This is a genomic window from Aestuarium sp. (assembly GCF_023253315.1).
Classification (GTDB): Bacteria; Pseudomonadota; Alphaproteobacteria; order Rhodobacterales; family Rhodobacteraceae; genus Marivivens; species Marivivens donghaensis.
This window is the reverse complement of sequence record NZ_JALRGW010000013.1, coordinates 49,854-70,792: the sequence shown is the minus strand read 5'-3', so window position 1 is coordinate 70,792 and position 20,939 is coordinate 49,854. Positions and strand designations below refer to the sequence as shown.

Genomic DNA, 20,939 nt, shown 5'->3' with positions numbered 1-20,939 from the left:
GAGTCCGTGTGGGGGCACCACTTCTTTCCCTAATTTCCAATTATTCTGCGCCTGATACGTGGTCCGCTACCGTAATCCGTCAGAATGTAAACGTCGCTTCGCAGCCTTGGTCCGATCCAGATCGTGGCGAGGTGATCGAAAACTCTGCGGTGCTGCGTTCCGCAATGATGTGAACGATAGAGAGGCCGAGGCCGGTGCCGTCGCCTGCGCCGCCGCCGCGAATGAACCGTTGTGACAAGCGGGCAAGTTTTTCGGCATCCACGACGGGGCAATCGTTGGCAACGGTAAGTCGGTGATCTGCGTCGAGGGTGACGGAAATGTCGGTGCCTTCTGTCCGATAGCGCAGCGCGTTTTCGATCAGGTTCCGCACCACAATGCCCAGCGCATCAGGGTCGAGGTCGGTCAAAACCGCTGTGTCGGGCAGGCTGACCTGAATGGCCAAATCGGGCTCGGTCCGTTTGAAGTCATCCACGATCATGCCGATGACGAGGGCCGCATCCATGGGCCCTTCAACGCGGAGCTTTGCTCCTTCGGCGCGGGCCATTTGCATCAACTTTTCGGCGTAGCGGTTCAGGCGTTTAAGCGTGGTTTCAATCTCTTTGGCCCGTGCGACGGCGACGGTGTCTTTGCTTTCCGCCTGCAGACGTTGCGCTTGTGCAATCGCGCCCGCGACAGGGGTGCGCAATTCGTGGGCGGCATTGGCGGCAAAGTCGCGTTCAGCGGCAAAGCCTGCGTTCAAACGCTCCATCATGCGGTTCGTGCCGTCGACCATCGGTTTCAATTCACGCGGTAGATCGGCGATGTCGACGGGGGTGAGGTTTGCAGGGCCGCGCGTCTCGATCTCTTTGCGCAAGAGGCCAAGCGGGACGAGCCCGCGCCGAACGGCATAATATATAGCCACGAGCGTGAGCGGCACGACAATGAGGAGCGGCAGCACGAACGCCGTAATGGCAGTGTGTAGGATTTCTTCGCGCGCATCCAACGGACGGGCCACAGCAATCACAGCGCCGCGTCGTTCGGGGGCCACGTAGAACCGATAGCCGTTCCCATCCGAAAACCCCGTGCGGGTCGGAAAATCGATCGCCTTCGCACCCTCAGAGCGCAGGAGTAGGCCACTGCGGTCGCGGATAATCTGAAACTCCACGTCATCTGAATGATCCAGTCGCCCTAGATCGCGGGGGCGGTCGTCTTCGTGGTCGTCGAAATGTTCGTGCAAAACGATGGGCAGAATGCGGTCGGCTGCGGTGCGCAGGTCGCGGTCAAAGCCCTCGTTCACCTCGTGATACATTTGCTGGACGGTCACGATGGCCGCGCCGATCCACAAAACAGTGACCATGAGGCTGACCCAAAGGCCGATCCGCGCGACAAGGGACAGAGGACGTTTGATCATTATGGTTGCCCCAAACGGTAGCCTAGACCACGTTCGGTCAGGATCACCTCTTTGCCTATCTTTTTGCGCAGATGGCTGATGTGGACCTCAATGGTATTCGGCCCAACGCTGGTGTCGAAATTCGACAGAACCTCTTCGATCTGGCCCTTGCCGACAACTTGGTTCGGACGTTGGAGGATCGCCTCAAAAATCGCCCATTCGCGGTTGGTGAGCGCAACTTTTACGCCAGATTTCAGAACTGTCCGCCCCGCAATATCGATGTCCAGATCGCCATGGGTGATGAGTGGGTTCGGGTTGCCTGCATAGCGGCGCGACACAGATCCGATGCGGGCCGAGAGTTCGCTGAGGTCAAAGGGTTTGACCAGATAATCATCCGCACCAGACTGTAGTCCCGCGATGCGGTCAGAGACCTGATCCAAGGCGGTGATGATAATGACGGGCGTTGCATCGCCACGGGACCGCAGGGATTTCAGGAACGGAATGCCGCGCCCATCGGGCAGCAGCAAATCCAACAGGATCAGGTCGAACGGAAAGGCCATAACTGCCGACTGCGCCTCGTCCAAGGTCGTCACGCGATCCACGCTATGCCCATCGGCCATGATTTGATCAGCCACCGCAGGGCCGAGCACCAAATCATCCTCCACCAGCAAAACGCGCATGTCGCACTCCGTTCATTGTCTAGGGATTACACTCTCTTGTGAACCTGAAGACAAGCTGAAGACGGTTTTCAGAAACCTTCAGTTTCGCTTCAGGTTTGGTGGCGATAAGGCAATCGATAACTGGGCAAAGCGCCCACTCTGACGGAGAATACAGATGAAATTTTTGACCCCCGCTCTTGTCGCGACAACCGCCCTAGTTGCCCCGTCATTTGCCTCTGCAGCGCAGGTGACTTTGACCACACATATGCGCAACTACGGCGGCGAAGATGCCTACCTCGGTTATTACCTCACTGATGCGAGCGGCCAATATGTGCGTCACCTCTGGATCGCCTCGGGCAAATCGCGGTGGTGGGATCACCTGAGCGGTTGGTATGCCGGCACAGGTGGATCGAGCCGCGAAATCGCTGGTCTGTCGGGCGCAAGCCTCGGTTCTGGTCGGACACGCGAGATTACGGTCGATGTCGAGGACGCCTTGATCAACGCAGGCTATCAAATACGCGTCGATGTGGCCGTTGAGCATATGCCCAATAGCCCAGCTGAAATCATTGTGCCTCTGGATGACGCGAACAAAGGTCAAACCGTTGCAGGTCGCGGATACATCGCAACCTTCACCTTTGATATGTGAGGACACCGCATGTTCCGCGCTTTCCACCGTTGGGCAGGTGTCTCTGCCTCTCTCTTGCTGGTGATTGTGGCCCTGACGGGCGCGATCCTGTCGATCTTTCCTGTGTTCTCCGCTGACCGCACGGCGGTGCGGTTGAATGCAGGGGATTTGGTCGTCGCCGTCCAGCAAGCCATTCCAGGTGCGGAACAAATTGTCGTTGATGACTCCGGTATCATGTCCGCCGTGTCGTTCGGGGCGAACGGGTTAGAGCAAACCCTCATCGACCCAGCGACCGGCGCGGCTATGGGCGCAGTTCATAGCAGCCAACTAGAGCTTTGGTTCGAAAACCTGCACCGCGCGTTGTTTCTCTCGGACGCAGGCCATGTGGTTGTCCTGATCGTCACCCTTGCCATGGTGATCCTGTCGATCTCTGGTTACTTCCTCGCGGCCCGTCGCATGGGCGGCTGGCGCAAACTCTTTGCCCGTGATCGTGGCGAGGGTGCGGGCGGTCTGCACCTGAAAATCGCACGGATCGCGGGGATCGGTTTGCTGATCTCGTCGATCTCTGGCGTGTGGATGGGGGCCTCGACGCTCGGCCTGATCCCTGAAACCTCGCCCTATCCTGAGTGGCCCTCTGCGATCAGCACAGAGGCCGCGCTGCCCGCCGATCAACTGGCAGCCCTCACCGCGATAGACGGCGATACCATCCGTCAGATCACCATCCCCCGCGCAGGTATTCCAGGCCAAGCCTATATGGTCGAGACAGACGCAGGGGCGGGCTATGTCGATCCCGCAACGGGCGAGATGCTGACATGGGATCAACGCTCGCTCTGGTCCAAGGTCATGGACGTGATGCACCTACTGCACACAGGGCAGGGCGCGTCGATCCTTGGGTTGGTGCTGGGCCTCATGTCCCTTGCGGTTCCTGTTCTGACGGGTTCTGGCCTCTTGGTCTGGATCGCAGGGCGGAGCCGTGGTCCAAAGCTGCACAACACGGACGCAGCTCATGCCGATGTGGTTCTTTTGATCGGCTCTGAGACTGGCACAACTGGGCGGTTTGCACGTGCGGCGGCGCTCTGGCTGCAAGGGCAGGGGCAAACGACTCATATCGCCGATATGAACGACTTCGCGCCTGAAACATACGCAGCGGCCAAATCGATCATCCTTTGTGCTGCGACCTATGGCGAAGGGGACGCGCCCCATTCCGCATCCGATTTTTGTGAGACTATCGCGAACGCAAGACCATTATTGACGCCGATTTCCATCATTGGCTTTGGTGACACCTCCTATCCAGAGTTCTGCGGCTATGCCCGTAAAGTTGCCCAAACGCTGCGCGACCGTGGCTGGTCTGTGCCGTCGGATATTCACACCGTTGACCGTCAATCGGTTCAGGATTTCGCGGCTTGGGGTCGTGATTATGCGGCGGCATTCGGTCTGCCCGAACCCGACCTTGCCACCATGGTTGATCCGCAGCCAACAACCGATCTGACGCTGATCTCTAAACGCACCTACGGCGAAGAGGACCAAGCCCCGATGGCCGTCCTGCGCTTTGCCCTGCCGAAACGGTCTGTCCTTGATCGTTTGATGCGGCGTGGTTTTGCGGGGTTCGAGGCGGGCGATCTGTTGAACATCCTGCCCCAAGGCGACCCTAGCCCACGGTCCTATTCGCTGGCCTCTGCGTCCAAGGACGGCTTTGTCGAAATCTGTGTTCGCAAGGCACCGGGTGGTCTGTGCTCGGGGCAGCTTTACGCCCTTGAGGTGGGTGAGACGGTCCATGCCTATGTCTCGACCAACGCGGCCTTCCACGCGCCAAAAGGGGATGCGCCCTTGGTGCTGATCGGTGCGGGCGCCGGCGTCGGGGCTTTGGCGGGCTTTATTCGGGCGAACGCTGCCCACCGTCCTGTTCATATGTATTTCGGTGTCCGCAGTCGCCGTGGTGGCTATGCCTATGATGACGATTTTGCGGCATGGGAAACGGAAGGGCGGCTGTCCTCGCTGACCTTGGCGCTGTCGCGTGGCGCGAAACCCCGATACGTGCAGAACGCGGTCGCGGATGACGCTGTGCGCATTGCCGACCTGATCAATACGGGTGCGCAGATTTTGATCTGCGGCGGACGCGATATGGGTGACGGCGTCAAAGTGGCGCTCGACGATATCCTCACCCCTCTGGGACTCAGTGTTGATGCGCTCAAGGCCGAAGGACGATATGCTGCCGATGTGTTCTGATCGCTGTCACAACCTCTCGGGTGAAACGATGGGCACGGCCCGCTGGCATGCGCAATTCTGGCTGCCAGAGGGCGCGGACCCATCCCCCTTTCAATCAGCGTTCCAAAAGGCGGTGGACACCGTGGACGCGCAGATGTCCCTCTGGAAACCGCATAGCGACCTTTGCCGTCTGAACGCCGCACCTGTTGGGGAATGGGTGACTGTGCCCGCTGCGCTCTTTACGGTTCTGGATCAGGCGCTGACCATCGGGCGACTGTCGGGCGGCGCGTTCGATATTGCCGTCGGCCGCGCGGTCGACGCGTGGGGGTTCGGCCCCAAACCTGCCGATGCTGACCACTTGACCCAGATGATTGGCGACACACCGCATATCGCGGCCCATGACGCGGTCGAACTGGATGCAGAGGGCCTTCGGGTTCGCAAAAACCAGCCCGTACAACTGGACCTCAACGGCATTGCCAAAGGATACGGCACCGACTGCCTCATCGACACGGCCCGCCGTTTGGGCGTGACATCCATCTGCGCGGGGATCGACGGTGACCTGCGCGCCATCGGCACCAAACCTGACGGTGGGTTCTGGCCCATCGCTGTTGAAGCCCCCGACTACGACCGCCGCGCAATCCATTCCGTTGTCGAAGTAACCGACGTCGCCGTTGCCACCTCTGGCGACTATCGGCACTGGATTACGGTCGGGGACAAACGGCTGTCTCACACTATCAACCCTCGTCAGGGCATCCCCCTGATCGATGGTCCTGCCTCTGTCACCGTTTTGGATGAAACCTGCATGGCTGCAGATGCTTGGGCGACGGCGTTAATGGTGATGGGCAAAGAGGCGGGAACGCTCTTTGCGCGCGCCAACGGCATTAAGGCGATGTACCTTGAACGCGCCTGAGTCGGGCCGCGCGAGCCGAGGTCGGGTTCTCCCTCTAGTTTCTTGCACGAACGTGTAGGTTGATACCGCATTTGCGTGCGGCGCTACCTCATGCGCACGCATGGAGTGATCACGTTAAGGGTGTATATCAAAAGTGTTCCTACCTCTTAACTAGTCCTGCTCATGTTCGCATTTTACGTAATCCCCCTCGCGTTTGTTTCTGTTTTCCTTCCCAGTGACGCGAACATGAGCAGTAGTTTAGAGGTGTCGGACCCGTACACGATCAGCGCTTACACTGGCGTCGCGCAGGATCCCGATTTCCCCTCCGTTACGTTCGAATTCTGATCGGCGCTTGTCCCTTTGGTGTCTCTGCGGTCTACTGACCAAAAGACCGGAGCGTAGACATGGCCGACCTAGAAACACGTATTGCCCAAGGGCGTGGTGATGCACCCGCCGATATTGTCCTGCGTGGGGGCGAGGTTTTGTGCGTCGTCACAGGGGCACGGATTGCTGGAGATGTCGCGATTTGCGGCGATACCATCGTCGGGATCGGTGCGGATTACGAGGGCAAAGAGGTTATCGACGTGTCGGGCCTCACCTTGGTGCCGGGGTTCATTGATACACACCTCCATATCGAAAGCAGCCTCGTCACGCCGTTCGAATTCGACCGCTGTGTTGCGCCGCGTGGGGTGACAACCGCGATTTGTGATCCGCACGAGATCGCCAATGTCATCGGGCTTGCCGGTATCCGTTATTTCCAAGAGGCAAGCCAGCATACGGTGATGGACATCAAGGTGCAGCTTTCCTCCTGTGTGCCGTCCTCGCATATGGAGACCGCAGGCGCGACGCTTCTTGCCGGATGATATTGCGCAAGTCATGGGGCATCCGTCGAACATTGGGCTGGCGGAGTTCATGAACTACCCCGGCGTGATTTACCGCGACCCTGACTGCATGGACAAAATCCGCCTGTTTGAGGGCGGCCATATCGACGGCCATTGCCCGCAACTGTCGGGCAAGGACCTTAACGCCTATGTCGCTGCAGGTATCCGCACCGAACACGAGGCTACCACTGCTGAAGAAGCCATTGAAAAGCTGCAAAAAGGTATGCGCGTGCTGATCCGCGAAGGGTCGGTGTCCAAGGATATGATCGCGCTGCAACCTGTTCTGACCGATATCACTTCGGCTTATATGTGCCTCTGCACGGATGACCGAAACCCTTTGGACATCGATGAATACGGGCATCTCGACTACATGATCCGTAGTCTGATCGCACGGGGTAGCCCGACCACTGCTGTTTACCGCGCGGCGTCTTTGTCTGCGGCTGAGGCCTTTGGCCTCAAGGACCGTGGTCAGATCGCACCGGGGAAACGGGCGGATATCGTTGCGATTGGCGATCTCTCAGCTTGCGATGCGCAATTGGTGCTTTGTGGTGGCAAGGTCTTGAACGACGCTGCCTTTGCCGCACGGGATATCATCCCGCCCGTCGGCCGCAATTCGGTCAAGGCCCCGACCGTCACGCCCGATCATTTCCGTCACGGTGGCAACAACCCCGAGACGCCTGTCATTGGTATCCTTGAGGGAAAGATCATCACCGAATGCCTGCACGAGGACATTCCCAGCACCGATGGCGACAAACGCCCAGACATCACCCGCGATCTGATCCGCATCGCGGTGATCGAACGGCATGGGGTCAACGGCAACTCCGCGACAGGCTTTGTCAAAGGGTTCGGGCTGCAATCGGGCGCGATTGCCTCGACCGTTTGTCACGACCACCACAACATTGCGGTCGTTGGCGCGGATTACGACGACATGGCGCTGGCCGCGAACCGCTTGGGCCAGATCGAAGGTGGTTTCGTGGTGGTTCAGGATGGCAAAATCCTTGCCGAGCTTGCGCTACCTGTTGCGGGTCTCATGAGCCTTCTTTCGTTCGAAGAGGTCCGCGATCAGCTGATCCCTCTGCGGGCCGCTGCGCATTCACTGGGCGTCACGCTCGAAGAGCCGTTCTTGCAACTGGCCTTCCTCGCCCTGCCTGTGATCCCCGCATTGAAAATCACCGACCGCGGTATGGTCGATGTTCATAAGTTCGAACTGATTTCCTAACTGCCTATTTTTTCACCGAAACGCCCCGAAACGGGCAATTGGTGGGCTGTATGCCTATGGATTAAGCGCCCCGCACGGCGTCGTCTTTTCCCTGTCGCGGGCCTCTGTCTAGCTACCCGAGCAAGTGGGGAACGGGATGCTGGACGCAACACATCAGGTCAAATTGCAACGCGCCAAAGGGCGGGTGGTGGCTGGGTTTTCTGACCCCGACAATCGTCTGCGCGATCTGCATCAGTCTGGTAGCCTGAAGGCGCTTCTGCCACGCAATCATGCGCCTGTTCCCGATGTTGTCTTGGTTAATACGGCCGGCGGTTTGACGGGCGGGGATGACTACCGCATCGACATTCACGCCCATGACGGTGCCTCTGCCACGGTCGCCACGCAAACGGCAGAGCGGGTTTATAAAGCCTCCCAAGGGGTGGCGCGGATGGATGTCCACCTGACGGCCAAAGGCGGCGCGACGGTCCATTGGATGCCGCAGGAAACCATCCTCTTTGACCAAAGCGCGATTGCCCGCACGATCACCGCTGACCTTGATGCGGATAGTCGTTTGTTGATCGTCGAACCCGTGATCTTTGGCCGCAAGGCGATGGGCGAAACGCTAAAAACCGTGTCCTTTAGCGACCAGTGGCGCATCCGCGTTGATGGTCGTTTGATCCACGCCGAGGCGACGCGTATCACAGGCGATTTCACACAGTATCAGGGGATCGGCTGCCTCAACGGTGCCCGCGCCACGGCGACCATCCTCTATGTTGGCCCCGATGCGGTGGACCGTCTGGATGAGGCCCGCGCACTGGGCGTTCCCGCCACGGCGTGGGGTGGGAAACTCGTCGTGCGGTTGATGCATGACGACGCCCGCGCCCTGCGCCGCCAACTGACCGAATTTCTACGCAATTTCCGCGGCTGCGATCTGCCCCGCGTTTGGACAATGTAAGGAGGCACGATGAACCTCACCCCTCGTGAAAAAGATAAACTGCTGGTCGCAATGGCCGCCATCGTTGCGCGCAAGCGGCTGGAGCGTGGCGTCAAACTGAACCACCCCGAGGCTATCGCCCTGATCACCGATTTCGTGGTTGAGGGCGCACGGGATGGTCGTTCGGTCGCGGATCTGATGGAGGCGGGCGCTCATGTCGTCACCCGCGAGATGTGCATGGATGGCATCGCAGAGATGATCCACGACGTTCAGGTCGAAGCGACCTTCCCCGACGGGACCAAGCTCGTCACCGTTCACCACCCCATTCGATAAGAGGCGCCCATGATCCCCGGAGAAATCATGCCCAAAGCGGGCGATATCGAACTGAACGCAGGTGCCCCTGTGACGACGCTATTGGTTGCGAACACGGGTGACCGTCCTGTGCAGGTTGGCAGCCATTACCACTTTGCCGAAACCAATCCCGCGCTGTCCTTTGACCGAGAGGCCGCACGTGGTCTGCGTCTCGACATCGCTGCAGGCACCGCCGTGCGGTTTGAACCGGGGCAAGAACGCGAAGTATCCTTGATCCCCTTGTCGGGCGACCGTCGGGTTTTTGGCTTTAACCAACACGTGATGGGAGACCTCTGATGCCCGCTAAAATCTCTCGTGCGACCTATGCTGATATGTTTGGCCCCACCGTCGGGGACCGCGTGCGGCTTGCCGATACGGACCTGATTATTGAGGTCGAACACGATCACACCATCTATGGCGAAGAGGTCAAATTCGGCGGCGGTAAGGTGATCCGCGATGGGATGGGCCAATCCCAGCGCACCCGCGATCAGGGTGCCGTTGACACCGTCATTACCAACGCGCTGATCGTGGACCATTCGGGGATTTATAAAGCTGACGTTGGCCTGAAAAACGGACGTATTCATGCGATCGGTAAGGCGGGCAACCCTGACACGCAGCCTGGCGTGAATATCATCATCGGTCCCGCGACCGAAGCCATTGCGGGCGAGGGGCGTATCCTCACCGCTGGCGGGATCGACAGCCACATCCACTTTATCGCGCCGCAACAGTTCGACGATGCGCTGCATTCGGGCGTCACGACGATGATCGGCGGTGGCTCTGGTCCTGCGCATGGCACGCTGGCGACGACTTGCACGGGCACATGGCACATCGGCCAGATGATGCGGAGCTTTGACGGCTTGGCGATGAACACGGGCATTGCGGGCAAAGGCAACGCCTCGCTCCCTGATCCGCTGCGCGAAATGGTGCGGGCAGGTGCGTCCTGCCTCAAATTGCACGAGGATTGGGGCACCACACCTGCCGCTATCGACTGCTGCCTGAGTGTCGCGGACGAGATGGACGTTCAGGTGATGATCCACACCGATACGCTGAATGAATCTGGCTTTGTCGAAAACACCGTTGCCGCGATGAAGGGTCGGACGATCCACGCCTTCCACACCGAGGGCGCAGGTGGAGGGCACGCCCCTGACATCATCCGCGTATGTGGGGAACCGAACGTGATCCCGTCCTCCACCAACCCGACGCGGCCCTATACGGTCAACACGCTCGAAGAGCACCTCGACATGCTGATGGTTTGTCACCACCTCGACCAATCGATCCCAGAGGACGTTGCCTTTGCCGAAAGCCGTATCCGTAAGGAAACCATCGCGGCAGAGGATATCCTCCACGACATGGGCGCGTTTTCGATCATCGCGTCCGACAGTCAGGCGATGGGGCGTGTGGGCGAGGTTCTCATCCGCACATGGCAGACCGCCGATAAAATGCGCAAACAGCGCGGACGCTTGAGCGAAGAAACAGGCGACAACGACAACACCCGCGTCAAACGTTACATTGCGAAATACACGATCAACCCCGCGATTGCCCACGGCATGTCACGTCACATCGGCAGCATTGAGGTCGGAAAACGCGCTGACCTCGTGCTCTGGAGCCCTGCGTTCTTTGGCGTGAAGCCAGAGATGGTTCTACTGGGCGGCACCATCGCGGTCGCGCAAATGGGCGACCCGAATGCGTCGATCCCGACACCGCAGCCCGTTTATACCCGCCCGATGTTCGGCAGCTTTGGTGGCGGTTTGACCGCTGGGAGCGTGACCTTTGTGTCCAAAGCCGCGTTTGAGGCAGGCGTGGGCGATGGCCTCGGCAAAGAGGTGATCGCGGTCGAGAATTGCCGCAACATTGGCAAGGCCGACATGGTCCACAACGCGCTGATGCCCAAGGTCGAGGTTGATCCTGAGACGTATGAGGTCCGCGCGAACGGCGAGCTTCTCACCTGTGAACCCGCAAGCGAACTGCCGATGGCGCAGCGCTATTTCTTGTTCTGAGGTGTCCATGCTGACCGAACTCACCCTAACCGCCCGTGAGGTCCGCCGCGGCCCGAACCCGCCCGCGGTGCTGAGCATCACGCTGACCTACGAGGATCGGTTCTTGCGCCGCAAACGGCTGATCACGGATCAGGGGCAGGCGGTTCTGTTAGACTTGGCAGAGACGACCTCGCTCGATCATGGGGACATGCTGATGCTCGAAGATGGGCGCGGGGTGGCGATTTTCGCAGCACCCGAAGCGCTGATCGAAGTGACGGGCAACGACCTCACCCGCATCGCGTGGCACATCGGCAACCGTCATACGCCCTGTCAGATCGCAGAGGGTCGCCTGTTGATCCGCGAGGATCACGTGATGGCAGATATGCTCATGCGCCTTGGGGCCAACGTCCGCCGCGTCACTGAACCCTTCACCCCCGAAGGCGGCGCCTATGGTCACGGGAGGACGCATGGCCACGCCCACTGACCTATTGACCCTATCGCAATGGTTCGGCGCGAATTTCCCCACGGGGGCGTTCGCCTATTCGCACGGGCTTGAGGCGATGGTCGAAGCGGGCAAGGTCATTGACGCTACCAGCTTTGCCGAGTGGTTGACCGATGTGATGGAGCGTGGCGCGGGCCGTCAGGATGCGATGTTGTTGTCACTGGCCTATCGGGGTGACGCCGTCGAAATCGCGGAACTGGCGCTGGCATTGGGCGCATCGCGGGAGAGACATCTGGAGACAACAGCGCAAGGGCGGGCGTTCTCCAATGTCGTCTCGGACATCTGGGGCGGCACGGCGACCGACTGGCCCTTGCCGGTTGTTGCGGGGGCATCCGCGCAACAGGCGGGGCTGCCATTGGCGGAAACCCTTACCTTTTATCTTCAATCGTTTGCGGGCAACCTCTGCACCATCGCGGCGCGATGCGTGCCCATCGGCCAGTCCGACGCCCAACGGGTGCTGCGGGACATGGCGCCCTTGATCGAACGGCTGTCCGCTTTGGCGCTGACTGCCGAAGAAAACGATCTGGGGTCTGCCACGATGGCCGCTGACCTTGCCACGATCCGGCATGAAACCCAGCGAACAAGGATCTATCGCACATGACCGACCCTATCATCAAAGGCCGCGAGATCGTTGCCGAGCTGAACCCGAACATGGAAGAGGCGCTGGACCGCCGCTATGGCGAGCTGCTGCCCGGCGTGGGCGAGATTTTCGTCCGCCAGTTCGGTGCGTTCTACGGGCGCGACGGTCTGCCGATGCGCGACCGTTACATCGCTACCATCGCTGCCTGCACGGCGCTGGGCGGGCAGACAAAACCGCAGTTGAAAGTGAACATCGCAGGCGCGCGCAAGGCGGGCCTCAGCCGTGAAGAGATTGCCGAAACGATCCTGCACACCGCGCTCTATGGCGGGATGCCTGCGGCGGTGAATGCGCTGAACGCGGCGTTGGAAGTATTCGAAGAAGAAGGGAAATCGGAATGACCTCTCCTCATGGCCCATTGCGCGTTGGTATCGGCGGACCTGTTGGCGCTGGAAAAACCACTCTGACCAAGGAGTTGTGCAAACAGCTGGCAAACCGCTGTTCGATGGCGGTGATCACCAATGACATCTACACCCGCGAGGACGCAGAGGCGCTGATGCGGGCGCAGGTTCTCCCTCTCGACCGTATTCGCGGGGTCGAGACGGGCGGTTGTCCGCACACTGCGATCCGCGAGGATGCCTCGATCAACCTCGCTGCTGTGGCTGAACTGAACGAGGCCTTCCCTGACCTCGACCTAATCCTGATCGAAAGCGGCGGCGATAACCTCTCTGCCACGTTCAGTCCTGAGCTTGCCGATCTGACGATCTATGTCATCGATACGGCGGCGGGTGACGACATTCCGCGCAAAGGTGGACCTGCGCTGACGAAATCGGACCTCCTCGTGATCAACAAACGCGACCTTGCGCCCTATGTGGGGGCCGATACGGACCGTATGAACCGCGACGCGACCGAGCATCGGAAGGGTAAACCGTTCCTTTTTGCCGAATTGCGCAACGGGATCGGACCGAAAGAAATCGCAGAGTTCATCATCCGCGAGGGTGGGATCACTTTGCGGGATGCGGCGGCCTAGCCCATTGATCCCAAAGACGGCTCAGGCTATCGACGGGGCATGACGCCAGACGATATCATCCCGCTCTTCACCCGTGCCGATGGCAGCTTTCTCTGCGCCCGTTGGGGGCGCCCGATCGTGCCTGTCATTTTCGGCGTCGAAGAAGAAACCCTCTCTGTCCTGAAAGGCGCGATTGAGGTCGTTGTCGCGATGTCCGGTCACAAAATGGCCGAGACAGATCCAGAATTGGGCGCGAACCTGATGATCTTTTTCTGCCGTGAGTGGGCGGAAATTTCGGGCGTGCCCAACCTTGAAAAGTTGGTCGATGGGCTGGACGGAATTGTTGAGCGCCTAGAGGCGTCGAACGCCAACCAGTTCCGCACGTTCAAGTTCGACGCTACGGGCGCGATTTCGGCCTGCGTGGTGTTCATCCGTATGGACGCACAGATGGCGAAACTACCCGCCGAGGATATCGCGCTGGCGCAGGCCGCGCAGATGCTGCTGACATGGGGTGACGGGGCCTTTGCCACGAAATCGCCGCTGGCGCTGGCGAATGGCGTGACCGTTTTGCGCCCTGACATCGCTGCGGTGATCGCTGCCGCCTATCATCCGGTCTTGCCTGCCTGCGACCGTGATCCCAGCCACGCCTACCGCCTTGCCGCCAGAACGGAGCTGTCATGACCCACCGTTTTACCTGCCGCGTTTATTACGAAGATACTGACCTCGCGGGGATCGTCTACTACGCGAACTACCTGCGGTTCATTGAACGGGCGCGGAGCGAATGGGTCCGTGGGCTTGGCATCGATCAGGCGCGCATGAAAGACGAGGATGGGATCGTCTTTGCCGTGCGTCGCGTTGAGGCTGATTACTTGCATCCGGCGAAATTCGACGACGAACTTACCATCGAAACGACGGTGGATCACATGGGCGGGGCGAGCATGGTTCTGCGTCAGGTCGTGACCCGAACGAATGACCCTAAAGCCGCCCCATTGTTCACGGCACTTGTAACACTTGTCGCGATTGGGCGGAACGGAACTGCGGTGCGATTGCCCGCAATTCTGCGGCGTCCGCTGCATTAAACCATATCTTTCCGTGGGTTGGGATCGCTGACCCCTGCCGTCCGCGTATTTCCGCCTGATACAAAGCCGTGATCGGCGGACCCTTGGCAGAATACCCGCATATGCTGTAAAGAGTTATGCAAATCGCGGAACGAACCGCGGCGGCAAACGAGCAGGCAGATGGAAGCAGCAACCGACTACACGATGTGGGCGTTATTCGCCCGCGCGACAATTCTTGTTAAACTCGTCATGATCATGCTCGTGATGGCATCGGTCTGGTGTTGGGCAGTGATCGTGGACAAAATCGTCCAATATCGCAAAGCACGCGCCGAGGCTGCTGTCTTTGACCGTTCGTTCTGGTCGGGTGAGCCGCTGAACGATCTGTTCGACCAAATCGGCACCAATCCCCAAGGCCCGAGCCAGCGCATTTTCGTCGCGGGTATGCTCGAATGGCAGCGCAGTTTGCGAGGGGACGGTGGGTTCATCGCCAACGCACATGCGCGGATTGACCGATCCATGGATGTTGCCATCGCCAAAGAAGCTGCCGCCCTGCAAAAAGGCCTTCCTGTTCTGGCAACCGTTGGGTCGACCGCGCCGTTCGTTGGCCTCTTTGGGACCGTTTGGGGGATCATGAACTCCTTCATCGAAATCGCCGAGGCGCAGACGACAAACCTCGCCGTTGTGGCTCCTGGTATTTCCGAGGCGCTATTGGCGACAGGTCTGGGCCTTCTGGCCGCGATCCCTGCAGTTATCTTTTATAACAAACTGTCCAACGACAGTGACCACGTCATCGCAGGCTACGAGGCCTTTGCCGACGAATTCTCGACCATCCTTGGTCGTCAGCTGGATAGCTGATCCATGGGTGCGGGCGTCATGAAAAAGGGCGGGGGCGGCGGGTCACGCCGTCGTCGTCGCGTGAGCGGCGGCAATGCTGCCATGTCAGAAATCAACATCACGCCGTTCGTGGACGTGATGTTGGTGCTTCTCATCATCTTTATGGTCGCGGCCCCGTTGATGACGGTGGGCGTGCCTGTTGAGCTTCCGAAAACGCAGGCCAGTGCGCTGCCGACGGACGACGAAGAACCGCTGACGGTGACAATCACCGCAGAGGGTGCCGTTGCCATCCAGAACAGCGAAACTGATGAGGCGGAACTGGTCACCAAACTACAGGCCATCGCGGCAGAGCGGACCTCTGACCGTATCTATCTGCGTGCAGATGGGGCCAACAATTGGGACCGCGTGGCGCATGTCATGGGACTGCTGAACGCGGGCGGATTTTCCAACATCGGTCTTGTGACCGACATCGCAACTCCGGGATCGGGCGGTTAAGGTCGTGAACCTACAACGCTACAGCATCGGCACTTGGGTGTCGGGGATCGGCCATACAGGGTTGATCCTCTGGCTGATTGTTGGCTGGGGCATGCACAACACGCCGATGGATTTCGAGGTCACGCAAGTGTCTGTCGTTTCTGGTGCGGAATACGAGGCGATGGTGGCGGCAACCTCGCCCAACCCTGTCGCTGAACCGATTGGCGAGATGGTGACGCCTGACGTTCCCGTGGACACGCCTGCGCCCGTCGCCGAAGAGGTCGCGCCTGTTACACCTGCGCCGACCCCAGCGCCTGAAGCCCCTGTTGAGGACACGCCGCCTCCGCCGCCACCTGCGCGGCCTGAACCTGTTGCGCCTCCTGCGGATACGGTCGTGGAACCGACACCGCCTGAGCAACCCGCTGGTGCCCCTGATATGCCCGTGAGCGATCGCCCCGTTGAGCGTCCCGCGGACCGTGTTGCATCGACTCCAACGCCGCCCCCACCGCCCGAGGCCGAAGTCTCGCCACAGGCGCAAACGGCTGTTGTTGAGGATGCACCGACCGAAACCACTGATCCGGTGGTCGAAGAGCAAACCCCGACCGCGCCCGAAGAAACCGCGACCCGCATCGTGTCCCCAGACGAAAAGCCGTCGTCTGCGCCGACATCGACCCCGCGTCCGCCATCGCGGCCATCGGCGCTTGTCCCGCCAACGCCTGCACCCTCGCAGACACCAGAGCCAGAGACACAAACCGCGCAGACCCCTGCACCTGCAGAGACGCCTGCGCCAAGCACCGACACTGAGGCTGCGAATATCGCGGCGGCCTTGGCTGCGGCCTCGGGTGCTGCGGTGAACGAAGGCCCCGCGACCTCTGGTCCGCCGCTCACCGGCGGCGAAGAGGACGGGTTCCGTCGTGCCGTCAGCAGCTGTTGGGTGGTCGACAACGGCGCACAATGGGCCAGTGTCACGGTCACCGTCGGCTTTAGCATGACCCAAGAGGGTAAAGTTGCAGGCGATGTGGAAATGTTGAACTTTACTGGCGGCGATGCAGCCACGGCACGTGCCGCGTTCGAGGCCGCACGCCGTGCGATCCTTCGTTGCCAGTCGTCGGGCTACCCGCTTCCGGCAGATAAATACGAACATTGGAAAGACGTCGAACTGACGTTTGACCCGTCGACAATGAGGCTCCGCTGATGGCTTGCGCGCTTCACTGCTCACGCTTGTTCACGAATTGGCGTCTTTCCGCGTATTTTTCCGATCTTTGTTACGGAAATCTGGTAAAGACAGCGCTAACACCCCAAGGCTGCGACATGCAGGCACATGAGGATACGAATGTTTAAGAAGTTTATGGCCCTTCTGCTGGTGGTTTTTCTGGGCGCACCTGTTGTGGCTGAACCCCTGCGTCTGACCATCACCGATGGTGTCATCGAACCGCTCCCCTATGCGATCCCGACATTCCAAGCGGAGATAGCTGGGTCCGAGGATATGGCCGCGAATATCACTCGTGTGATCGCAGAGGATTTGTCGGGCACGGGGCTGTTTCGTCAAATCCCGTCCTCGGCCTTTATCAGCCAGCACATCTTTGACACCACGCCCGCCTATCCAGATTGGCGCGCCATCAACACCCAAGCCCTGATCACAGGTGCAGTTGCGGTGCAGGGCGGTCAGGTCGTCGTGAAGTTCCGTCTCTATGACGTGTTCACAGGGGCTGAGATGGGCGAGGGGCAGCAGTTGGTCGCTGGTGTCGACGGCTGGCGTCGTCTGGCGCACAAGGTTGCCGATCAGGTCTATTCCCGTATCACGGGCGAGTCTGGCTACTTTGATAGCCGCGTGATCTATGTCGCGGAAAGTGGTCCGAAAGATAACCGCCGCAAGGTCATTTCGATCATGGACTACGATGGGCAGAACCCTCAATCGCTAACCCAAGGCAACTCGTTGGTGCTCGCTCCTCGGTTCTCGCCTACGGGGGATCGCGTTCTGTATACCTCTTACGAGTCTGGCAGCCCGCGCATCTATATGCTGAACGTGTCCTCTGCCGTTGCGCAGCCGATCACCACCGCTCCGGGTAACATGGCGTTTTCGCCGCGCTTTAGCCGTGACGGTCAGCGCGTGATCTATTCGCTAGAGACGGGCGGGAACACCGACATCTGGATGACCGACATCGCAACAGGCCAGCACAACCGCCTGACCAATGCGCCGTCGATCGAAACAGGTCCGTCCTTGTCGCCTGATGGCAGCCAGATCGTATTTGAATCCGACCGTTCGGGCACCCAGCAGCTTTATGTGATGCCAGTGTCTGGCGGTGAACCGCGCCGCATTTCCTTTGGCGAAGGGCGCTATGGCACTCCGGTTTGGTCGCCGCGTGGTGACCTCGTTGCCTTTACCAAACAGAACGCGGGTCGTTTCCACATCGGCGTTATGCGCACCGATGGCAGCGAAGAGCGCCTCTTGTCCTCTGCCTCTGGTGGCTTCCTCGATGAAGGTCCGACATGGGCACCCAACGGCCGTGTGATCATGTTCTTCCGCGAAGCGCTCGGCGCGGGCGGTGGTCCATCGCTCTACTCGGTAGATATTTCTGGTCGGAACCTGCGTCAGGTCCCCTCCAATGGTTTCGCATCTGACCCCTCGTGGGGCCCGTTGCTTCGCTAATATTATGGACGGATTCCCAATAGGGGTCTGTCCATGCTATACATGACCCAAGAGCAGTCAAAAACAGGATAGAAAATCCATGCAAACCCTTACCAAAGCGGCCCTTATCGTTCTGGCCCTGTCCACCGCCGCCTGTACCCGCCCCGACCGTTTCGGCGCTGGGAACTCGGTCGATCTTAACGCTGCTGGCGGTGCTGGTGGCATCGGCATGTCGGGCCTTGGCGATGTGAACGACCCAACAAGCCCAGCTTATTTCCAGCAAAACGTTGGTGACCGCGTTCTGTTCGCTGTTGACCAGTCGACCCTCTCTGCCGAAGGCCGTGCGGTTCTGGACGGTCAGGCACAGTGGCTGATGACCAACAACGACTACCTCGCTGTGATCGAAGGTCACGCTGACGAACAGGGCACCCGCGAATACAACCTTGCGCTCGGTGCACGTCGTGCGAACGCCGTTTACGAATATCTGATATCCAAAGGCATTTCGGCCTCGCGCATCCGCACCATTTCCTATGGTAAAGAACGCCCACTGGCGACCTGCGCATCGGAAAGCTGCTACAGCCAGAACCGCCGCGCTGTGACCGTGATCAGCATCGGCCAACTGGGCTAAGACGACGAACTTTGGGGGCGTGATATGATCCGCAACACTTTCCTTGCCGTGGCTTTTGCCTGTGCGACAGCCGTTCCAGTAGCGGCGCAGGACGCGCAGACCTTGGCTGATGTGCGCCAACAGCTTTCTGCGTTGTATGTTGACGTGCAATCGCTGCGGGCTGAACTTTCGGCCACGGGCGGCATGACAGCAGGTGTTGCGGGTGCCACGCCCCTTGATCGTCTGAACGCGATTGAGGCAGAGCTTCAGCGTCTGACCTCGAAGAGCGAAGAACTAGAGTTCCGCATCGGGCAAGTTGTCCGTGACGGCACGAACCGCATTGGCGACCTAGAGTTCCGCCTCTGCGAATTGGAAGAAAGCTGCGATATCGGCGCCTTGGGCGACACACCGACCTTGGGTGGCGTGGACGTGGTCCCTGTCGCACCGCAGCCTGCGCCAACGACCTCGATCGAACCGCAGCTCGCTATCGGTGAACAGGCCGATTTTGAGGCCGCGCAAACCATGATGGAAGAGGGCGATTTCGCTGGTGCTGCCATCGCGTTTGACAACTTTACCGCCGCATACCCGGGTAGCCCGCTAAGTCAGCAGGCCCATTATCTGCGCGGTGAATCCTATGAGAGCCTTGGCGAAATGACCAACGCTGCACGCGCCTACCTGTCGGCATTCTCTGCCGATCAAACGGGCGAAGGTGCGGCGGACGCGCTGTTCAAACTGGGCTTCTCGCTCGGCGCGATTGGGCAGACGCAGGACGCTTGCGTGACGCTTCAGCAGGTTGGGAACAAATTCCCCAATAGCGAAGCGGCCTTGGATGCGCAGAGCGCGATGCGCAACTTCGGATGTTCCTAAACCCTGAATGGCTGATGCAGCAGGGCGAAGATGCCATGCTGCTGCATCAGGTGCATTCGGCCTATTCTGACCATCCATCTCATATTGCGGTGGCGGTATCTGGCGGCGGGGACTCCGTCGCCCTTTTGCATTTGGCCTATCGTGTTGCAGCGCAGACGGGGCAAACGCTCTCTGCTGTAACTGTCGATCATGGGCTAAGGGCGGAGTCGGCGGCAGAGGCCGCAACAGTCGCTCAGTTTTGCCAAAGTCTGAACATTCCCCACACCACCCTGCACTGGAACGGCACAGAAGCCCAAGGCAACCTCATGGCCGCTGCCCGTGACGCGCGGTATCAACTGATCGGCGATTGGGCCAAATCCAACGGGATCGGGCATGTTATGCTGGGCCACACCCGTGATGACGAGGCAGAGACGTTTCTTATGCAGCTTGGCCGTGGGGCAGGGGTGGATGGCCTGTCGGCGATGGATTGGCGGCCGCATCGGTTGAGTATTCACTGGGGCAGGCCGCTGCATCAATCCATGCGATCTGAACTGCGCGACTACCTGACCCGTCAAGGGATCGAGTGGATCGACGATCCAACCAACGAAAACCCGAAATACCTTCGTAGCCGTATTCGCGCAGCGATGCCGCAACTGGCTGATCTGGGCCTGACCGTTGATGCCATCGCGACCAGCGCCTTTAACCAAAAGATGGCTCGCGCCGCACTCGACCACTACGCCGCGAAAGAAGCCGATACTCACCTGACCATTCAGGGCGGCGATGTGATCCTGCCGCGTGACCTCGACCATCTGATGGTGCCGCAAGACATCCAACGCAGACTCTGGCTCGCGGCTGTGATGTGGATCGGCGGCGGAGATCATGCGCCACGGCAAAGCGGCCTGTCGCAGATCACCCACGCCATCCGCGACGGGCGCGATGTGACGCTGAACGGCTGCGCGATCCTCGTGAAACGGGACCACATCCGCTTTACCCGAGAACTGAACGCTGTGCGTGATCTGCGGTGCTCCACCACCGAATTCTGGGACGGACGCTGGCAACTGACGGGTCCTCATGCGTCTGATCTGCACATTTCCGCCGTGGGCGAAGAGGGGATTCGCCAGTGTTCCGACTGGAGAGCCACAGGTTTCCCACGTCCGTCGATTATTTCTTCGCCCGCCGTTTGGCGCTCAAACACCATAATAGCAGCGCCATTGGCAGGTTTCGGCACAGAATGGACCGCGCAGATCGTCGCGCCATTCAGTATGGGTAAGAACGTCCATTGAACCTCCTCGTTTGATCCCTATTTTAAGGTACAA

At 59.8% G+C, this 20,939-nt stretch carries 22 protein-coding genes and 1 pseudogene; 21 read left to right on the top strand and 2 right to left on the bottom strand.

All coding sequences use genetic code 11. The features are described from left to right. Positions 1-79 precede the first annotated feature (79 nt). Both AC1QQ2_RS08605 and AC1QQ2_RS08600 read right to left on the bottom strand, forming a co-directional pair. Entirely contained in the window at positions 80-1,390 is a 1,311-nt protein-coding gene (locus AC1QQ2_RS08605) for an ATP-binding protein (RefSeq protein ID WP_479712829.1), read from the bottom strand. Continuing rightward, positions 1,390-2,049: a response regulator gene (locus AC1QQ2_RS08600; RefSeq protein ID WP_105235566.1), complete on the bottom strand. Its 660-nt coding sequence runs from the start codon at positions 2,047-2,049 to the stop codon at positions 1,390-1,392. Before AC1QQ2_RS08600 ends, AC1QQ2_RS08605 begins: the two co-directional genes overlap by 1 nt. A gap of 154 nt (positions 2,050-2,203) precedes the next feature. Here AC1QQ2_RS08600 and AC1QQ2_RS08595 point away from each other — a divergent pair, with 154 nt between their 5' ends. The 21 genes and pseudogenes from AC1QQ2_RS08595 (at position 2,204) to tilS (ending at position 20,906) form a co-directional block, all read left to right on the top strand. After that, the gene (locus tag AC1QQ2_RS08595) at positions 2,204-2,674 is read left to right on the top strand and encodes a DUF2271 domain-containing protein (protein ID WP_105235565.1); all 471 of its coding nucleotides are present in this window, start codon (positions 2,204-2,206) and stop codon (positions 2,672-2,674) included. Between the two features lie 9 nt (positions 2,675-2,683). Beyond that, a complete protein-coding gene (locus tag AC1QQ2_RS08590; RefSeq protein WP_479712828.1) occupies positions 2,684-4,879 on the top strand; it encodes a PepSY domain-containing protein in 2,196 nt (731 codons plus the stop codon). Then, on the top strand, positions 4,836-5,768 hold the full coding sequence (locus AC1QQ2_RS08585) for an FAD:protein FMN transferase (RefSeq protein WP_479712827.1): 933 nt from the start codon (positions 4,836-4,838) through the stop codon (positions 5,766-5,768). Before AC1QQ2_RS08590 ends, AC1QQ2_RS08585 begins: the two co-directional genes overlap by 44 nt. 383 nt (positions 5,769-6,151) lie before the next feature. Next, positions 6,152-7,847, top strand: a pseudogene (gene ade, locus AC1QQ2_RS08580) (adenine deaminase). A gap of 136 nt (positions 7,848-7,983) precedes the next feature. Further along, on the top strand, positions 7,984-8,781 hold the full coding sequence (locus tag AC1QQ2_RS08575; protein ID WP_479712826.1) for an urease accessory protein UreD: 798 nt from the start codon (positions 7,984-7,986) through the stop codon (positions 8,779-8,781). Positions 8,782-8,790: 9 nt separating this feature from the next. Further along, positions 8,791-9,093: an urease subunit gamma gene (locus AC1QQ2_RS08570; protein ID WP_105235560.1), complete on the top strand. Its 303-nt coding sequence runs from the start codon at positions 8,791-8,793 to the stop codon at positions 9,091-9,093. A gap of 9 nt (positions 9,094-9,102) precedes the next feature. Continuing rightward, positions 9,103-9,408, top strand: a complete 306-nt coding sequence (locus AC1QQ2_RS08565; RefSeq protein ID WP_105235559.1) for an urease subunit beta — start codon at positions 9,103-9,105, stop codon at positions 9,406-9,408. Then, positions 9,408-11,108, top strand: a complete 1,701-nt coding sequence (gene ureC / locus AC1QQ2_RS08560; protein ID WP_479712825.1) for an urease subunit alpha — start codon at positions 9,408-9,410, stop codon at positions 11,106-11,108. The genes AC1QQ2_RS08565 and ureC overlap by 1 nt, the downstream gene beginning before the upstream one ends. A 7-nt stretch (positions 11,109-11,115) precedes the next feature. Further along, positions 11,116-11,571, top strand: coding sequence for an urease accessory protein UreE (locus AC1QQ2_RS08555; protein ID WP_479712824.1), 456 nt, complete (start codon positions 11,116-11,118; stop codon positions 11,569-11,571). After that, entirely contained in the window at positions 11,555-12,190 is a 636-nt protein-coding gene (locus AC1QQ2_RS08550) for an urease accessory protein UreF (protein WP_479712823.1), read from the top strand. The genes AC1QQ2_RS08555 and AC1QQ2_RS08550 overlap by 17 nt, the downstream gene beginning before the upstream one ends. Further along, positions 12,187-12,567, top strand: coding sequence for a carboxymuconolactone decarboxylase family protein (locus tag AC1QQ2_RS08545; protein ID WP_479712822.1), 381 nt, complete (start codon positions 12,187-12,189; stop codon positions 12,565-12,567). Before AC1QQ2_RS08550 ends, AC1QQ2_RS08545 begins: the two co-directional genes overlap by 4 nt. Beyond that, positions 12,564-13,196 carry an urease accessory protein UreG gene (gene ureG / locus AC1QQ2_RS08540; RefSeq protein ID WP_105235555.1) on the top strand — a complete coding sequence of 211 codons (633 nt, stop codon included), beginning with the start codon at positions 12,564-12,566 and terminating at the stop codon, positions 13,194-13,196. The genes AC1QQ2_RS08545 and ureG overlap by 4 nt, the downstream gene beginning before the upstream one ends. A gap of 39 nt (positions 13,197-13,235) precedes the next feature. Further along, positions 13,236-13,856, top strand: a complete 621-nt coding sequence (locus AC1QQ2_RS08535) for a hypothetical protein (RefSeq protein WP_479712821.1) — start codon at positions 13,236-13,238, stop codon at positions 13,854-13,856. Continuing rightward, a complete protein-coding gene (ybgC, locus tag AC1QQ2_RS08530) occupies positions 13,853-14,254 on the top strand; it encodes a tol-pal system-associated acyl-CoA thioesterase (protein ID WP_479712820.1) in 402 nt (133 codons plus the stop codon). Before AC1QQ2_RS08535 ends, ybgC begins: the two co-directional genes overlap by 4 nt. Positions 14,255-14,413: 159 nt before the next feature. Further along, the gene (tolQ, locus tag AC1QQ2_RS08525; protein ID WP_067549662.1) at positions 14,414-15,088 is read left to right on the top strand and encodes a protein TolQ; all 675 of its coding nucleotides are present in this window, start codon (positions 14,414-14,416) and stop codon (positions 15,086-15,088) included. A 3-nt stretch (positions 15,089-15,091) separates the two neighbouring features. Further along, positions 15,092-15,562 (top strand): protein TolR, encoded by a 471-nt coding sequence (gene tolR, locus AC1QQ2_RS08520; protein ID WP_067549661.1) that lies wholly within the window; start codon positions 15,092-15,094, stop codon positions 15,560-15,562. A 4-nt stretch (positions 15,563-15,566) separates the two neighbouring features. Beyond that, a complete protein-coding gene (locus AC1QQ2_RS08515; protein WP_479712819.1) occupies positions 15,567-16,736 on the top strand; it encodes an energy transducer TonB in 1,170 nt (389 codons plus the stop codon). 138 nt (positions 16,737-16,874) lie between these two features. Next, complete coding sequence (gene tolB, locus AC1QQ2_RS08510) at positions 16,875-18,191, top strand: Tol-Pal system beta propeller repeat protein TolB (protein ID WP_479712818.1); 1,317 nt, start codon at positions 16,875-16,877, stop codon at positions 18,189-18,191. A gap of 79 nt (positions 18,192-18,270) precedes the next feature. Further along, on the top strand, positions 18,271-18,798 hold the full coding sequence (gene pal, locus AC1QQ2_RS08505; RefSeq protein WP_105235550.1) for a peptidoglycan-associated lipoprotein Pal: 528 nt from the start codon (positions 18,271-18,273) through the stop codon (positions 18,796-18,798). 24 nt (positions 18,799-18,822) lie between these two features. After that, positions 18,823-19,644: a tol-pal system protein YbgF gene (gene ybgF, locus AC1QQ2_RS08500; protein ID WP_479712817.1), complete on the top strand. Its 822-nt coding sequence runs from the start codon at positions 18,823-18,825 to the stop codon at positions 19,642-19,644. Then, entirely contained in the window at positions 19,635-20,906 is a 1,272-nt protein-coding gene (gene tilS / locus AC1QQ2_RS08495) for a tRNA lysidine(34) synthetase TilS (protein ID WP_479712816.1), read from the top strand. Before ybgF ends, tilS begins: the two co-directional genes overlap by 10 nt. Positions 20,907-20,939: the final 33 nt, after the last annotated feature.

Excerpts from the sequence above, each read along its gene's own strand:
- ybgC (WP_479712820.1), top strand. The coding sequence starts at position 13,853 with ATGACCCACCGTTTTACCTGCCGCGTTTATTACGAAGATACTGACCTC.
- tilS (WP_479712816.1), top strand. The coding sequence starts at position 19,635 with ATGTTCCTAAACCCTGAATGGCTGATGCAGCAGGGCGAAGATGCCATG.
- tolB (WP_479712818.1), top strand. The coding sequence starts at position 16,875 with ATGTTTAAGAAGTTTATGGCCCTTCTGCTGGTGGTTTTTCTGGGCGCA.
- AC1QQ2_RS08585 (WP_479712827.1), top strand. The coding sequence starts at position 4,836 with ATGCGCTCAAGGCCGAAGGACGATATGCTGCCGATGTGTTCTGATCGC.
- AC1QQ2_RS08550 (WP_479712823.1), top strand. The coding sequence starts at position 11,555 with ATGGCCACGCCCACTGACCTATTGACCCTATCGCAATGGTTCGGCGCG.
- tolR (WP_067549661.1), top strand. The coding sequence starts at position 15,092 with ATGGGTGCGGGCGTCATGAAAAAGGGCGGGGGCGGCGGGTCACGCCGT.
- AC1QQ2_RS08555 (WP_479712824.1), top strand. The coding sequence starts at position 11,116 with ATGCTGACCGAACTCACCCTAACCGCCCGTGAGGTCCGCCGCGGCCCG.
- AC1QQ2_RS08535 (WP_479712821.1), top strand. The coding sequence starts at position 13,236 with ATGACGCCAGACGATATCATCCCGCTCTTCACCCGTGCCGATGGCAGC.
- AC1QQ2_RS08565 (WP_105235559.1), top strand. The coding sequence starts at position 9,103 with ATGATCCCCGGAGAAATCATGCCCAAAGCGGGCGATATCGAACTGAAC.
- ureG (WP_105235555.1), top strand. The coding sequence starts at position 12,564 with ATGACCTCTCCTCATGGCCCATTGCGCGTTGGTATCGGCGGACCTGTT.
- AC1QQ2_RS08595 (WP_105235565.1), top strand. The coding sequence starts at position 2,204 with ATGAAATTTTTGACCCCCGCTCTTGTCGCGACAACCGCCCTAGTTGCC.
- AC1QQ2_RS08590 (WP_479712828.1), top strand. The coding sequence starts at position 2,684 with ATGTTCCGCGCTTTCCACCGTTGGGCAGGTGTCTCTGCCTCTCTCTTG.
- ybgF (WP_479712817.1), top strand. The coding sequence starts at position 18,823 with ATGATCCGCAACACTTTCCTTGCCGTGGCTTTTGCCTGTGCGACAGCC.
- pal (WP_105235550.1), top strand. The coding sequence starts at position 18,271 with ATGCAAACCCTTACCAAAGCGGCCCTTATCGTTCTGGCCCTGTCCACC.
- AC1QQ2_RS08605 (WP_479712829.1), bottom strand. The coding sequence starts at position 1,390 with ATGATCAAACGTCCTCTGTCCCTTGTCGCGCGGATCGGCCTTTGGGTC.
- tolQ (WP_067549662.1), top strand. The coding sequence starts at position 14,414 with ATGGAAGCAGCAACCGACTACACGATGTGGGCGTTATTCGCCCGCGCG.
- ureC (WP_479712825.1), top strand. The coding sequence starts at position 9,408 with ATGCCCGCTAAAATCTCTCGTGCGACCTATGCTGATATGTTTGGCCCC.
- AC1QQ2_RS08575 (WP_479712826.1), top strand. The coding sequence starts at position 7,984 with ATGCTGGACGCAACACATCAGGTCAAATTGCAACGCGCCAAAGGGCGG.
- AC1QQ2_RS08600 (WP_105235566.1), bottom strand. The coding sequence starts at position 2,049 with ATGCGCGTTTTGCTGGTGGAGGATGATTTGGTGCTCGGCCCTGCGGTG.
- AC1QQ2_RS08570 (WP_105235560.1), top strand. The coding sequence starts at position 8,791 with ATGAACCTCACCCCTCGTGAAAAAGATAAACTGCTGGTCGCAATGGCC.
- AC1QQ2_RS08545 (WP_479712822.1), top strand. The coding sequence starts at position 12,187 with ATGACCGACCCTATCATCAAAGGCCGCGAGATCGTTGCCGAGCTGAAC.